This window comes from Pseudovibrio sp. M1P-2-3 (assembly GCF_031501865.1).
In the GTDB taxonomy this organism is placed as follows: Bacteria; Pseudomonadota; Alphaproteobacteria; order Rhizobiales; family Stappiaceae; genus Pseudovibrio; species Pseudovibrio corallicola.
In genome coordinates, this window is the sequence record NZ_JARRCW010000001.1 from 3,616,669 (window position 1) to 3,628,825 (window position 12,157).

13 protein-coding genes are annotated in these 12,157 nt (G+C 50.3%); 5 read left to right on the forward strand and 8 right to left on the reverse strand.

Features of this window, described 5'->3' with window-relative positions; genetic code table 11:
* Nucleotides 1-22: 22 nt before the first annotated feature.
* Entirely contained in the window at nucleotides 23-685 is a 663-nt protein-coding gene (locus tag P6574_RS15865) for a glutathione S-transferase family protein (RefSeq protein WP_310621239.1), read from the reverse strand.
* A gap of 123 nt (nucleotides 686-808) precedes the next feature.
* On the opposite strand from P6574_RS15865, the gene P6574_RS15870 reads away from it, so the two are divergent.
* Entirely contained in the window at nucleotides 809-1,219 is a 411-nt protein-coding gene (locus tag P6574_RS15870) for a winged helix-turn-helix transcriptional regulator (RefSeq protein ID WP_310621240.1), read from the forward strand.
* Nucleotides 1,220-1,309: 90 nt separating this feature from the next.
* Here P6574_RS15870 and P6574_RS15875 read toward each other — a convergent pair whose 3' ends face one another.
* Nucleotides 1,310-2,473 (reverse strand): pyridoxal phosphate-dependent aminotransferase, encoded by a 1,164-nt coding sequence (locus P6574_RS15875; protein ID WP_310621241.1) that lies wholly within the window; start codon nucleotides 2,471-2,473, stop codon nucleotides 1,310-1,312.
* A 106-nt stretch (nucleotides 2,474-2,579) separates the two neighbouring features.
* Entirely contained in the window at nucleotides 2,580-4,097 is a 1,518-nt protein-coding gene (locus tag P6574_RS15880) for a hypothetical protein (protein ID WP_310621242.1), read from the reverse strand.
* 279 nt (nucleotides 4,098-4,376) lie between these two features.
* Here P6574_RS15880 and P6574_RS15885 point away from each other — a divergent pair, with 279 nt between their 5' ends.
* Complete coding sequence (locus P6574_RS15885; protein WP_310621243.1) at nucleotides 4,377-4,976, forward strand: hypothetical protein; 600 nt, start codon at nucleotides 4,377-4,379, stop codon at nucleotides 4,974-4,976.
* A 212-nt stretch (nucleotides 4,977-5,188) separates the two neighbouring features.
* Entirely contained in the window at nucleotides 5,189-5,461 is a 273-nt protein-coding gene (locus tag P6574_RS15890; RefSeq protein ID WP_310621244.1) for a hypothetical protein, read from the forward strand.
* A gap of 66 nt (nucleotides 5,462-5,527) precedes the next feature.
* Here P6574_RS15890 and P6574_RS15895 read toward each other — a convergent pair whose 3' ends face one another.
* Nucleotides 5,528-6,382 (reverse strand): GNAT family N-acetyltransferase, encoded by an 855-nt coding sequence (locus P6574_RS15895; RefSeq protein WP_310621245.1) that lies wholly within the window; start codon nucleotides 6,380-6,382, stop codon nucleotides 5,528-5,530.
* A 206-nt stretch (nucleotides 6,383-6,588) separates the two neighbouring features.
* On the opposite strand from P6574_RS15895, the gene P6574_RS15900 reads away from it, so the two are divergent.
* Nucleotides 6,589-7,761, forward strand: a complete 1,173-nt coding sequence (locus tag P6574_RS15900; RefSeq protein WP_310621246.1) for a 2-aminoethylphosphonate--pyruvate transaminase — start codon at nucleotides 6,589-6,591, stop codon at nucleotides 7,759-7,761.
* 78 nt (nucleotides 7,762-7,839) lie between these two features.
* On the opposite strand, the gene P6574_RS15905 is transcribed toward P6574_RS15900, so the two are convergent.
* The 4 genes from P6574_RS15905 to P6574_RS15920 form a co-directional block, all read right to left on the reverse strand.
* A complete protein-coding gene (locus P6574_RS15905; RefSeq protein ID WP_310621247.1) occupies nucleotides 7,840-7,968 on the reverse strand; it encodes a SpoIIAA family protein in 129 nt (42 codons plus the stop codon).
* 29 nt (nucleotides 7,969-7,997) lie between these two features.
* Nucleotides 7,998-8,789, reverse strand: coding sequence for a phosphodiesterase (locus P6574_RS15910; RefSeq protein ID WP_310621248.1), 792 nt, complete (start codon nucleotides 8,787-8,789; stop codon nucleotides 7,998-8,000).
* A gap of 216 nt (nucleotides 8,790-9,005) precedes the next feature.
* Entirely contained in the window at nucleotides 9,006-9,731 is a 726-nt protein-coding gene (locus P6574_RS15915) for a SpoIIAA family protein (RefSeq protein WP_310621249.1), read from the reverse strand.
* A 167-nt stretch (nucleotides 9,732-9,898) separates the two neighbouring features.
* Nucleotides 9,899-10,771: a LysR substrate-binding domain-containing protein gene (locus P6574_RS15920; RefSeq protein WP_310621250.1), complete on the reverse strand. Its 873-nt coding sequence runs from the start codon at nucleotides 10,769-10,771 to the stop codon at nucleotides 9,899-9,901.
* Nucleotides 10,772-11,092: 321 nt separating this feature from the next.
* Between P6574_RS15920 and P6574_RS15925 the strand changes: the two genes are divergently transcribed.
* Nucleotides 11,093-12,130 carry a putative 2-aminoethylphosphonate ABC transporter substrate-binding protein gene (locus P6574_RS15925; RefSeq protein WP_310621251.1) on the forward strand — a complete coding sequence of 346 codons (1,038 nt, stop codon included), beginning with the start codon at nucleotides 11,093-11,095 and terminating at the stop codon, nucleotides 12,128-12,130.
* Nucleotides 12,131-12,157: the final 27 nt, after the last annotated feature.

Sequence of the window (12,157 nt, forward strand, 5' to 3'; positions counted from 1 at the left end):
TTGCTGAAATGCAATTGCTTTTTTAACTTGCTGTCGCTGTCTCCGGTGCGCGGCCCAGACCTTCAAGCGAGGCCGGAGCCGTTTTCTCCCAATTGCTGTTTGCTCTAAAGCGCTTATAGAAGGACACAATGTTGGGATAGGCGGACCAGTCAAACGGCACTGCTTCCATGAACATTTCAACGTGCCCAACGGCGTAGTCGGCCAACGTCCAGTCATTGCCAACCATAAACTCCCGCCCCTGTAGATGTGTCTCCAACACCTGCGCGAAGCGGGCAAGCTTACGCAGGGAAACCTCCACCAAGTGCCGGTCCGTCTCCCCCAGATTCAACCGGGGTTTCGCCGCCGCCTCAAAAGCTGCCACGCCAAGGTGGTTATTATAGTGCGCCACCTCCCAGCTGAGCCACTGGTTCACCAAAGCGCGTTCCCGCAGTGCTGTCGGGTAAAGCTTGGTGTCCCCTGCCTTTTCGCAGAGGTATGTGTTAATGGCATTGGACTCCCACAGCACAAAGTCGCCATCTTCCAGTACGGGCACCATTTCATTAGGGTTCAAGGCCGCAAACGAGCGCTTTTTCAAATCCCCTGCAAGAAAATCCACCCAGTTCACATCAACGGACAGACCCAAATGATTGATGACAGCACAGACTTTTCTGGTATTGGGCGAACCGACGACACCATAAAGTTTCATGGATTTCTCTCCTGATTTGATCTTGTGGCTAACGATCTGTTTCATTGCTGAATTGATGAGCCTGTAACTTGACAGATTCCATTTCACTTGTAAATTGCAAGTAAATTGAATTGAGGAAAACCCATGAAATCTACTAGGTCGTCGTGCCCGATCAATTTTGGACTGGAACTGTTTGGAGATACGTGGAGCCTGTTGATCATCCGTGATCTGATTTTTAATGGAAAACAAACCTACGGAGAGTTCCTCACTTCCGCCGAAGGCATTTCCACCAATATCCTCGGCAACCGTCTGCAAAAGCTGGAGGGTGCTGGCATTCTTCAAAAACGGGTGGCGGATGATAACAAAAAGGTCTTCCTCTACTCCCTGACGGAAAAAGGCACCCGCCTTGCTCCGGTGCTGGTTGAAATGATCATCTGGGGAGCCGAAAACGGCGTAGCAGACCCTGAGAGTGCTAAAAACCTCTCTGAATGGGGTCGCTCGCTCAGGGAGCATTGTGATCCGGTGGATTTGGAGGGGATGCAGAAAACCAAGTAAGCCTTGCATACTTTAGCGATGCTTAAAGCTACATTGAAGTGAGCTTACCTACTTTACAGCACTTAAGTGCGCTTCTCAAAAACAAGTAAATCACAAGGACCAACTCACTCGAATGCGCTCCCGAATGTCTTTCAGGCGCTCTACGGACTCATTGGAATAAACAAAACGCAAATATCGCCCTGCAATCTCCTCTGTGCCCCAGCCTGTCATGGCGGTGGCTGCCACTTGTCCGCGCTGTAACAGCAGACGCGAGGCCTCTTTGGGGGCAATTCCAAGGGCCTTGGTATCAATGAGCAAAGACCACCCACCTTGCGGGCGTACCACAGGAAGGTCATGAAGCTCTTCCAAAAGAAAATTCCGCCGCCTTTGCCACTCGCGGATTGCCGCCTGAACGCCGTCATTTTTGGAGTTGAGCGCAGCCGTTGCTGCTGGCATGGCAATGCCCACCTGACACACCACATTGGAAAGGCAAGCCAGACCAACATCATGGATAATCTCAGTAGGGCCTGTAATCCAGCCCACCCGCCATCCTATCATGCGGTACTCCTTGGACACACTGCCGATGGAGATAGTTCGCTCCCGCAAGCCTTCCATACTGGCGGGATGGATGAGTGGCAGATCATCAAACACAATCCGTTCCATTGCCGCATCATGAATAATCCATGCGCCGGTTTCCGCGCAGGCCTGCTCCACCGCTTGCCATTCCAAAGTATTCATAACAAAGCCAGTGGGCATGGAGGGGCTGAGCGTTAAAATAGCTTTGGTTCTAGGCGAAATCGCATCCTGAAAGCGCTCAAGGTCCAGCCGCCATTCCCCATCCACAACGGTGAGAGGTGCAAATCTGGGCACCCCGCCCGCCAACCGGATACGATTGAGCAGCCCACCATAAACCGGATCGGTTACAATCACTTCGTCGCCCGGCTCCAGTGTCGCCAGAAGCACATTCAGCACACCGGACAAACCGCCAGCAGAAATCAAAGTCTGGCTCTGCCAGTCATAGGACACACCTGTTAAGGCCTTCATTCTTGCGCTAACCGCCTGCCGAAGCGTTTTATCCCCCAAGAACGGCAGATAGCTATTTGCAGAATCACTGGTAACCGCAGCTATGGTTGCCTCAATTGCCTCAGGCGGCGGCGAAAAATCCGTATCAAGATTCTCCAGCCGCAAAATCTCCGAGTTATTCAGCGCATCTGCGGCGTTTCCCATCCTGTCCACACCAATTCCAGGAATATCTTTCAAGCGCGAGACTGACATGCTTAACCCCTCCCCCGATCAGCTTCCCCAGTGTTCAACACTTCGCAGCGCTCTTTCAAGCCCAGTCTCGTTACAACCCGAAAATTAGAGGGTCCTGCCTCCCCCCTTAAGCCGTATCACCAGCAAACAACTCGGAAAGCCGCTCCACCAGCTCCAACCGACCTTCAAAACTCGTCCCCTTAACAATAGTGGAGGCCAAACGGATAGGAAACGCCATCTGGGGAACCGGCAGGCAGGAAAAAATCTCGGCGCACCGGCTAAGCAGCTCATTGGCTTGCCTGTCACGCCCCAGCTTTCGTAGCAGCCTTACCTGAAACCAGAGAACACCTATTTGGTGAAACCGGGACAAATACCGGTCGTTACTCACGCTAATAGCTGCAAGGGCCTGCTCGAATTTCCCCTCAGACATGTAGAGGCGCGCAATATTTAAATGGGCCACAAAATCCAGTAGGTCCGACTGAATTTCTCCGGCCTTGATAAGCCTGACAATTTCCTCCTCCAGTTCCATGGCAGCAAGAAAGCCACTCTCCTGCCACCGGTTAAAGGCCTTGGAGTTGAGGTAGTAACCATATTGTACAGGCGTTAGGTGCTGACGGTAATACTCTGTGTTTTCCAGATACTTCGCCGCCAGTGCCGTTTCCTTTTTAATCGCCAAATAGGCCCCTGTTGAGTATCCGTAAAAGATGCGCGTTTCCTCCGGCAGCCCTTCCAGATCCTCCAGTAAGGGGAGAGTTGGCGAGAATTCCCGTTGTTGATTCAAGATCCGCTGCAATCGTATTGCCGAAAGCGCAAAGCTGGTGCTATCAAGTGAAAGGGTTTTGATGCCAGCCTGACACAGCATAACAACCCAGTCCTTCCCCCCGCCATTGAACGCATGAAGCTCGGCGGCTTTAATGAGAATGTCCTGTGGGATCACACAGGACCCATAAAGCAGGTGAAAGACAACATTCTTTTTGGCGGGCTCCTTATTGAAATCCGGCGCTGGATAGGTGCTGGTTTGCGGATCACGGCGCAAAAACGGGTTAACCAGAGCAACGCTTTCCAAGACAGTGATCAAACATTCAGGAGACGCATTACAAGGCGCGAGGCCCGGTTCATATATCGCTGACATCTCGTGTCCGCACCGCTCAAGGCCACTAGCTCCCCTTAGGGCGGGCCCAGTCCACTTCATGTCAAAATACGCAGTGCCATGGCTCGCAGCCTCGCAACTGACAAACTTGATCCGATCGGCTATTTCCCGATCACTTCCCAGAAAATAGAATAACAGCGCATTGAACTCCCCCCAAGGAAGGCCAAACCTTGGGGCAATCACAATCAGTTCTCGCGTCTCACCACAAAGAACATCTCTCAGCCTTTGCGCTGCCTCCAGCGCCGTCAGAACGGCAAAATCACCGGCCAACTGGCTGAGAACAAAGTCCTCAGTCCCAATCGAATACCTGATTTTATCGCGCACAAACTTCCCGATTTCAGAATGCTGCCAGCCAAGTTCCTCAATAATTCCCAAAGGATGATAGTGACCAAGCGAAATATCGGTGATCAAGGGAGCTTTATGAGCATCAAAAAACTCAACAAGCTGCGATGTCTGTTCGCAAATATGGCCGTGAAAGAGTGCTTTTTCTGTCATTTAGTAGGATCCAAAAAGCAATTGTCAGGAGTATCCCCCTACTCACTTGTTATCAGGGTGAAACTATCAATTCCACACTCATAATCATGTGAGTGGCGGGTGCAGATTCACCAAAACAACCCGTTTACTCCCATTCCTATTAATTCTATGAAACATGAAGAAGTGCAAGTCAGTGATAAATAACACAAAAACATTTACCATTGACGGCATAAGGTCACCCCAATAAATTAAAAGAGTATTTTAACTATCACTTATAATAGTATTAGTTTTGGAAAAGTTATGCTTGAAGAACTAGGTAAAATACTAGGCATCGTTGCAGATCCGAACTCACGCGCAGCGCTCATTACAGCATCTGCCACAGCTCTCTTTCAGTTCACGGCACATATTACAAAACCCACAGGCAAGCTGACTTGGGGCTATGCTGCAGGCTATAACCTATACCCCCAAACCTTCACTGGTTCCCATGGGAAAAGAGGTTTGAAACTCGAAGATACAATAAACACCTACAAGACTTCACATATCTACCTGCAAAATACAGGAAGAAAAACACTCCAAAATGTACGTGTGCTGCTTAATAGCAAACCCCAGAATTTCGATATTCACCCCGCCGTGAATTACCGAAGCAAGGTCAATGAGGATAGCCGGTTTCAACTGGTCATAGACAGGCTACATGCCAATGAAACCATCACCTTGAACATGCTTCAAAAAGATAGGGAAATTCCGCAGGTCATCAGAGTGGACTGGCCCCAAGGAAAGGCCCTACAAGAAACGCCCTCCCCCAAGTGGCGGGAAAACACCTACCTTCACCGGTTCCAGCGCACCTCAATGTTCTTCGGCTCCGCCGCATTCCTGTATTTTGCAGGGAGTGCACTTCTTTAGGGCCACAAGGCTTTAGGCCTTCTTGGGCGCAAGTTCGACTTCGCCAATAGCCCGATGTAAAAACTCTCTAACTCGGCAAAGATTGGCATCTCAATTCCTAAGGGAATTAGTAATTGGTGCTATCGCGAGGCTGGGCATCGGCACGTATAAACTAACTACCTATGGTCACTTTCCTATGTGATTCTGACCTGTGCCTATTGCTAGGAAAACAAATGTTCCAGTGTAGTTCAAACGACGAAGTTTCTCTCATTACAGCGCTATTTTTTATACCGGGAAGTACATGGGTTATGGCCTTAATCTACTACCGTTTTATTAGGGACCTCATTCTCTACTTGAGAGGAGACCCCAACTATGAGAGCAAGAGAGCCAAAATATTTCATGGCGTTTTTCCAGCCGGTGAAGAGGTTAGTGAAAGGGGCCGTTTCCTATTCTCCTATCCATTGTTTTTGGTTGCCACTCTCATTGGCTGGCTTATTGTTATGTAAGAATTAGGCATACCATTAGCCTGTAACTATTTATTTTAGTGCATGTATCATTGGGTGCTTAGGGACTCAAAACCCCAGCACCATGTCCTCCTGCGCCAAATATTCGCGTCCGCCCAGCGCCATTACAAACTGTTTAAAGCCTTCATCGCGGCTGTCCATGTTGAGAAAGCGGAAGATTGTATCGCCGGTATGTGCTGCCGCTTTGTGCAACAGGGTGGAGGCTATGTTTTGGCGGCGGTACTCTTCATGAACCGCAAGCTGGGCGATGGTGCCGCTGGCCTCGATCACGGCAAGCCAGCCGCAAAGGCGAGCGCCGTTAAAACAGCCGATCACATGCACCCCTTCCCCTAAGCGCTGCAACGCACCGCGGCTGTTTTGCACTGTTGGCTGGAAAGTAAAATAGCCAAGCTCATCCGGCAGGGCGTCCATGGGTATGCTGCGAAATGCACAGCCCGCAAGCTTTGGCGCGGAAACATGGGGCGCCGGAATTTCAAAGCAGCTCAAGCGGCGCGCCCGTTCAAATCCCAGCCTGTCGTAGGCGGTGCGGGCGGCTTTATTGCTCTCAATCACTTCAAGTTGCAGCCCCTTCCCACCCTGCGCTTTCGCCAGTTCAATGGCCTCATGACACACTTTGGAAAGCAGGCCCTTTTTCCGTTGTTCGGGAACTGTTCCCGTACTCAACGTATAGCAGCGCCCCTTCAGCTCTGGCAGGGGCTTGGAGTTCAGCCAGAAACAGGCAAGTTTATCCTCCACCCAAAGGCCTGCGGAGGTTTGTGGGCAGTAACCACGCCACTCCAAAAACCCTTGAAATTGCGCGGGGCTCATGTGCATGGGCACAACGTAGTCAGAAAAAGCACGCTGCATGGCTTCATGCATCTCTTCAATGGGAACGCCCGTGAGAACTTTTGCCTTTTCGTCCATCGCTACCCAGCCTAACTCCATTGAACTTAAAAAGATAATTTAATTATCTAACTAAAACTACCGCCTAAGTGCAATGTTCCATCACAGTCACAATACTATAGCTAATACTGATAGATTAAATCTAAATTAGCGATTTGACTTATCTTTTTGCGCACCCTTAAATGCCCAAAGCTAGAAACAAAAGCGTTTTCCAAAAGGCATAAGTCATGACTAAGACGGCGAGCATCGCTGATCCTGTTACCCCTGTTTCATCTAAGAGCGGTGACCCTTACCTGCTGACCCCCGGCCCATTGACAACATCCTTGCGCACCAAGCAGGCCATGCTGCGCGACTGGGGCTCATGGGATGGGGATTTTAAGGCCGTGACAGCCGAGATTCGCACGCGCCTTGTTGAGATGTGCGATGGCGGGAACGAGTATGACTGTGTGCCCATGCAGGGCAGCGGCACATTTTCCGTTGAAGCCGCCCTTGCCAGCTTCATCCCCAAGGATGGCAAAGCTCTGGTGCTCATGAACGGAGCCTACGGACAGCGCGCCAGCAAGACCTTGCAGTATATCGACCGTGATTATGTGGCACTGGACAAGGGCGACTACCTGCCGCCTATGCCAGAAGAAGTGGATGCGATCCTTGCACAGGACAAGGAGATCACCCACGTGATTGCCGTTCACTGCGAAACCAGCTCCGGCATTCTCAACCCGCTTCAGGGCATATCCGATGCGGTGCAAAAGCATGGCCGCAAGCTTATTGTCGATTCCATGAGCGCCTTTGGCGCTGTGCCCCTATCCGTCAAAGATATTCCCTTCGTCTGTATGGTGTCATCCGCCAACAAATGTATCGAGGGCGTGCCCGGTTTCGGTTTCATTTTGGCGAAAAAGAGCGAGCTGGAGGCGGCCAAAGGCAACAGCCACTCCCTCAGCCTTGATGTACACGACCAGTGGGCGGTGATGAACAAAACCGGCCAATGGCGCTTCACCCCGCCAACCCACACGGTTGTGGCATTTCTGGAAGCCTTGAAACAGCACGAAGCAGAAGGCGGCGTGGAAGGCCGCTTGGCTCGCTATGCAGGCAATCGGGACATCTTGATTGAAGGCATGCGGAAAATGGGTTTTGAAACCCTGCTGGAAGACGAGTGGATCTCACCAATCATCACCACGTTCTTCTGTCCCAAACACGAGAACTTCGATTTCCAGACATTTTACAATGAGATCAAAAAACGCGGTTTCATAATTTATCCAGGCAAACTCACCAATATCGCCAGCTTCCGCATCGGCTGCATCGGCCAGCTCCACGCCGACACAATGCACGGCGTCTTGCGAGCCATTCGCGAGACCTGTGATGCCATGGGCGTCACCGACCGCTCTCCGCCAGAGGAACGTTAAAAAAACACTCCCAAAACAATCTGGATTATACCCGAAGGCACCTGTTTCAAGGTGCCTTTTTCTTAGCAAGAAGCCGAGCTAAACCCCGATCCAGCGTTCGGCCTTTTCAATATCCAGCGCAGGGAAATATTGAACATCCGCATCCACGAACCATGAGAAAACCCGTTGGGCAAGGTTTTGCCTACGGGCACTGCCCACCACGGCCATGCTTAGGGGTTATTAAGAGCCCCTTTACACTACGTGCTAGTTACCCCAACTTCAAAATTGCAGAACTGTTCGAACTGGAGGTTTACGGCCGCACTCTCAATTGTAAGCACGCCCAAATTGGGTGCTTCTTCACTTGGTTTGAAGCTCTCCCAGTTCCAGTCGGGTTTTGGAGCAGGAGCTTGATAAAGAATAGAACGCATGGTCGAAAAAGGGATACCTCTCACAGTACCGGAAATTGGCCGATGAACATGTCCTATGAACAAATATTTCACAGAATCATACTTAGAAAGCAATTCAAGGAAGTCATCACCATTTTCCATGTTTGCCGTATCCTGCATCGGCAGCCCAAGAGACATAGGGGGATGGTGCATGAATATGTAGACCGGTATATCAGCAGCTTTTTGCAGTGTATCTTGTAGCCAGGCAAGGCGCTCTTCGCAGAACTCCCCTGCATCTGATAGGTTTTTTTGTGTATCCAAACAAACGATTAATCCGTCTGAAGTCGAGATGGAATATTGAACAAAATCAGCCATGCAAGACTTTGGCAAGGGCAGCATTGTCCGAAACAGTTCACGCTCATCATGGTTGCCAACCATTGGCAGGAATGGAACTTCGAGTTTATTCAATAGCTTTCGCAGTGCGCCGTAATCTGCGTGAGTTCCCCGATTGACCATGTCACCTGAAATAATACAGTAGCTCGCATCAACGTGATGGCGATTAATATGGTCCACAGCAGCTTGTAGCCGAACGCGAGGATCATGCCCCATCACATCACCTTCTTGCATAAAGTGCGGATCAGACATCCAAATTGCTTTTAGCACTTATATCTCCTCAAAAGTATTTTTGTATGAAGGCCTAGCTAGTTAACCTACCCCAATTCCCTCGAAATAAAAATTAATCGGATTGAACAGAAGCTTAGAAAAAATATCAAGTTTTGTCAGGCGCATTGCCTTGCAAAACACAGCTCGGTTTAGACGTGTTTTTCAAACTTCTCTCATAGCTGGACCTAGAATACTAGGGCGCATACAGAACGCCCCTCAAACCCCAATCCAACGCTCTGCCTTTTCAATATCCAGCGCAGGGAAATATTGAACATCCGCGTCCACGAACTTTGAGAAAACCCGTTCGGCAAGGTTTTGCCAGCGAGCATTGCCCACCACGGCCACTTGTTTGGGGGCATGGTGGTAGGATTTCACCAGTTCAAAATGGCTTTCAAAAGCGCTCAAACTCTCCCATCCGTCAAAATCCCGTAGATCAATCAGTACTTTAATACGCCCATGCTTGTTGATAAACAGAGCCATGTCTTCGTTGATGTTGTCATAGGCATCCGGCTCCAGTTTACCGATAAATTTGGTGATCAAGAGACCATCGTCACGCGGGTTAATGTGCACGGTTCCAAATGCCTCGCGCAGCCACAGCCCCGCTTCATCCTCCTCCCCGTTTCTAAACATCCTCATGGGGCAAGGTGCCAGAACGGAAAATATCTTCATACTGGCCCGCAGCCAGCCCACATCGCTCACAATTGCAATGCGCTCAAAACCCCTCCAGTGGGCCAGACCGAAGCGGGCATCATCTAAAATCGCTTCCAGAGAATAGCCGTCAAAGTCTTCCGCCGTGATTACCAGAATGCGCAGACGCTCATGCTCCAGCAGAGCCTTTTCCATGGCAGGAATGAAGGTGGCCGCATAGTCTTCACTGGTGATCTTGCCGCTCAGCCTCACGGCCACATTGCGGTCCATACTGTCGCTCAGAACTTCTATCATGAACTCACCAACCCCGTGTATTTTCCTAGAACTTTGCAGTGCAAGTGTAGCGCTTGATTGCGGCAGCTCTACTATTATCTGGCGGGAGGGTTAAGGAGATATGGGCGCGCTCTTCGTGTACAACCGGCCGGGAGCTTGCCCCACCCGCATAGAGCCCCTCTCAGGCTTTAAAGGCCTTTAACGTGCGCTTCAACAATATCCTTGAAAGCGCTGATCACCCCAAGATGCGCCCGCTCTTTCAAGCAGACCAGTGCTTCATACATGCGGTTCTCGCAGTCGGTCAGGCTCAGGCTCACCAAGCGGTCATCATGGCCAAACTCCGGCTGGGAAACAATGCCCACACCAATGCCAGCGGCAACAGCTTCACGAGCGCTCTCCCGCCCCTCCACTTCCATGGCGATGTTCATGGGCAGGCCCTTGCGGGAAAACTCGTCATCCACCAGCCCGCGGGTTCTGGAGCCAACTTCACGCAGCACCAAAGGCTCGTCACTCAAGCTTGCCAGATCAATTTCCCCAAGGTGGGCCCAGCGGTGATCTTTGGATACAAAAGCCACCAGCGGATCATTGCGCAGCGGAATGGACAACAGCCGCGGGTCATCGGAAAAATGCGCCAGAACGCCCACATCCGCCGTGTAATCATAAAGACGCTTGAGCACCACATCCGAATTGCCGATCTGGAGGGTCACGTTGATCCCCTCATAATTTTGCCGGAAAGCGGCGATGATCTGCATCACATGCAGCGGCGCATCGGCGCAAATTTTCAAGTGTCCCCTGCGCAGCTCCTTCGTGTCGGAAAGCAATTCGACTGCTTGCTGTTCAATCTCAAACTGTCGTTTGGTCAGCTCAAACAACTGTTCTCCCAACTCGGTGGGAAAAACAGAGCGTTTGTGCCGGTTAAACAGCAGCACTCCATAGCGCTCCTCCAGCTTGCGAACCTGATCGGAAATAGCGGGCTGGGTCAGGCCCAGTTTTTCAGCAGCCTTGGAGAACCCTCCATAGGTTGCAACCGCATGAAATGCCCGAAATTGAGAAGAAAACATAAGCAACGCCTATAGATACTATTTACAATCAAAAATTGACTTATAGACGCAATTTCCCTAAAGATCAACTAAGTCTTTGCATTTTATAGCTTTATAAAACTGTCACAGGCTTCAAGTATATGGCAGACACTCTTTGTATTGCTTTTATACAAAGAGCTTGAATTTTCATCTTTATCTGTTCGATATTTGTGCAATTCTAGAAATTATTTACAACTAGGAAGATTTACAGGGCAGTATGCTGACAAGAATGATTCCTGTTGCAAACAAAACTAGAAAACACTGCTGCACTTAACAAAATGTATCCTAAAGGGGGTATCTGGAATGAAGTTCGCGCGTGTAAAGTCTTTAATCAGCTCTGCGGTTGTAGGGGCGTTGGCTCTTGGAGCAACCACGGCTTTAGTTGAAGCAAAAACAAAGCTCACGGTTTATACTGCCGTAGAGCCGGAAGAGCTTTCTATATTCGCAAATGCCTTTGAAAAAGATAACCCTGACATCGACATTCAGTGGGTTCGTGATTCCACTGGAATTATAACCGCAAAACTTCTGGCTGAAGGCGAAAATACACAGGCTGACATCGTTTGGGGTGTTGCGGCAACCTCCCTTTTGATGATGGAAAGCAAGGGAATGCTGGAAGGTTATGCACCTAAAGGCTTGGATGCTTTGCAAAAAGGTTTTTATGACGCAAAGGAAAAGCCCAGTTGGGTTGGCCAGCGCGCATGGATTGCTTCCATCTGTTACAACACAGTTGAAGCCAAAAAGCACAATCTGCCTATGCCCAAGTCTTGGGAAGACCTGACCAAGCCTGTCTACAAAGGCGCTGTGGTCATGCCGCACCCTGCCTCTTCCGGCACCGGTTTCCTTGATGTGTCCAGCTGGATGCAAATCTGGGGCGAAGAGAAGGCTTGGGACTTCATGGATTCCTTGCATGAAAACGTTGGCATCTACACCCACTCCGGCTCGGCCCCTTGCAAAATGGCGGGTAAAGGCGAATTCCCCATCGGTATTTCCTTTGCTTACAAAGGCGCTCAGCTGAAAACTCAAGGCGCACCTGTGGAAGTGATCGCTCCAACCGAGGGCGTTGGTTGGGATCTTGAAAGCTTCGGCCTGATTAAAGGCGCGAAAAACATTGAGGCTGCGAAAGTCTTTGCAGACTGGTCCGTCACAAAAGCTGCCAACGAAATGTACAACCAAGCTTACGCAGTTGTGGCCATGAAGGGTGTTGCCAAGCCTGTTGCCAACATGCCTGTTGGACTGGAAGAAAAGATGATCAAGAACGACTTCCAGTGGGCTGCGGACAACCGCGCGCGCATCTTGAAAGAATGGGACAGCCGCTACGGCAGTAAAGCTGCTCCTAAATAATTTTTTATTTAAGATCGCCCTGCTCGG

Coding starts and splice junctions, on each gene's coding strand:
- P6574_RS15920 (WP_310621250.1), bottom strand. CDS start 10,771: ATGTTTTCTTCTCAATTTCGGGCATTTCATGCGGTTGCAACCTATGGA.
- P6574_RS15890 (WP_310621244.1), top strand. CDS start 5,189: ATGTTCCAGTGTAGTTCAAACGACGAAGTTTCTCTCATTACAGCGCTA.
- P6574_RS15880 (WP_310621242.1), bottom strand. CDS start 4,097: ATGACAGAAAAAGCACTCTTTCACGGCCATATTTGCGAACAGACATCG.
- P6574_RS15885 (WP_310621243.1), top strand. CDS start 4,377: ATGCTTGAAGAACTAGGTAAAATACTAGGCATCGTTGCAGATCCGAAC.
- P6574_RS15925 (WP_310621251.1), top strand. CDS start 11,093: ATGAAGTTCGCGCGTGTAAAGTCTTTAATCAGCTCTGCGGTTGTAGGG.
- P6574_RS15895 (WP_310621245.1), bottom strand. CDS start 6,382: ATGGACGAAAAGGCAAAAGTTCTCACGGGCGTTCCCATTGAAGAGATG.
- P6574_RS15875 (WP_310621241.1), bottom strand. CDS start 2,473: ATGTCAGTCTCGCGCTTGAAAGATATTCCTGGAATTGGTGTGGACAGG.
- P6574_RS15870 (WP_310621240.1), top strand. CDS start 809: ATGAAATCTACTAGGTCGTCGTGCCCGATCAATTTTGGACTGGAACTG.
- P6574_RS15900 (WP_310621246.1), top strand. CDS start 6,589: ATGACTAAGACGGCGAGCATCGCTGATCCTGTTACCCCTGTTTCATCT.
- P6574_RS15865 (WP_310621239.1), bottom strand. CDS start 685: ATGAAACTTTATGGTGTCGTCGGTTCGCCCAATACCAGAAAAGTCTGT.
- P6574_RS15915 (WP_310621249.1), bottom strand. CDS start 9,731: ATGATAGAAGTTCTGAGCGACAGTATGGACCGCAATGTGGCCGTGAGG.
- P6574_RS15905 (WP_310621247.1), bottom strand. CDS start 7,968: ATGGCCGTGGTGGGCAGTGCCCGTAGGCAAAACCTTGCCCAACGGGTT.